This window comes from Streptomyces sp. NPDC058525 (assembly GCF_042719495.1).
In the GTDB taxonomy this organism is placed as follows: domain Bacteria; phylum Actinomycetota; class Actinomycetes; order Streptomycetales; family Streptomycetaceae; genus Streptomyces.
Window position 1 is genome coordinate 1 of record NZ_JBHXNP010000223.1, and the last position, 1,467, is coordinate 1,467.

At 70.3% G+C, this 1,467-nt stretch carries 1 protein-coding gene; it reads left to right on the top strand.

The features are described from left to right. Positions 1–1,466: IS1182 family transposase (locus tag ACFWP3_RS41970; protein WP_384232221.1), on the top strand; the 1,466-nt coding region annotated here is incomplete at its 5' end. Position 1,467: the final 1 nt, after the last annotated feature.

The following is a 1,467-nucleotide window of genomic DNA, read 5'->3' on the forward strand; positions in this document are numbered from 1 at the left end:
TGCAGTTCGTAGAGGGGCTGACGGACCGGCAGGCCGCGGAGGCGGTCCGGGCGAGGATCGACTTCAAGTACGCGCTCGCGCTGGAGCTGGGCGATCCGGGGTTCGATTTCTCGGTGCTGTCGGAGTTCCGGGACCGTCTGGTGGAAGCGGATGCCGGGCGTCGGGTGATGGACGGCATCCTGGCCGCGGCCCAGGAGAACGGGCTGCTCAAGACGGCGGGCAGGGCTAGGACCGACTCCACGCACGTGCAGTCCGCGGCGCGCGAGCTGGGCTGGCTGGAGCTGGTCGCGGAGACCTTGCGCTCGGCGTTGAACGCAGCTGCGCGGGCCGCTCCCGACTGGCTGGACGAGGTCGCGGAGCCGGACTGGTTCAAGCACTACGCGACGAGGGCCGAGGACTCCCGGTTTCCCAAGTCCCGCGCCAAGCGGGACGAGGTGGGTCTGCGGATCGGCCGTGACGGGATGCGGCTGCTCGAGGCCGTCCTCTCGCCCGCGGCACCCGAAGAACTACGGACGCTCGAGCAGGTGGAAATCCTGCGCCAGGTGTGGCTCCAGCACTTCCACCGGGTGGAGGGCGAGGTGAGGCGCCGGGACCCAAAAGACCGCCCGCCAGGCGCATCGCGCCTGGTCACGCCCTATGACGTTGAGGCTCGTGGCGGGGTCAAACGGGACACCATGTGGGACGGATACAAGGTCCACCTCACCGAGACCTGCGAGGCGGACGCCCCGAACCTGATCACGAACGTGGCCACCACCGTGGCGACGGTTTCCGACATGTCGATGACCGGGACCCTGCACGCCCGGCTCGCCGAAGCGGGACGTCTGCCCGGCGAGCATCTGGTCGACGCCGGATACGTCGATGCGCATCTGCTGGTCAGCACCCGCCGCGAGTACGGCATCACTCTCACCGGCCCTGCCGCCACCGTCATCAGCCACCAGGCAGCCGCGGCCGGCGGTTTCACCGCTGACGACTTCACCATCGACTGGGCGGGCGAGCAGGTCACCTGCCCTGGTGGCAAGACCACCAACCGCTGGAACCCCGATCACTCCCAGCACGGCACCCCCGTGATCCGGGTCCGGTTCAACGGCGGTGACTGCCGGCCCTGCCCGGTCCGCGAGCAATGCACCACCTCCAGCGTCGGCCGACGCCTGACCCTGCGGCCCCGGGCGGAACACGAAGCGCTCCGCCAGGCCCGCGCCGACCAGGACACCGACACCTGGAAGGAGCGATACAAGACCCGCGCCGGAGTCGAGGGCACCATCTCCCAGGCCGCCCAGCGCTGTGGCCTGCGCAGATCCCGCTACCGCGGCCTCGCCAAGACCAGCCTCCAGCACCAGCTGACCGGCGCCGCGATCAACCTCGCCCGCCTCGACGCCCACCTCACCGACACACGCAGGGCCCGCACCCGCACCAGCCACTTCGCAGCACTTCGCCCCGCCGAGCCGAAGCTCGACGGGGCGAAGTAGA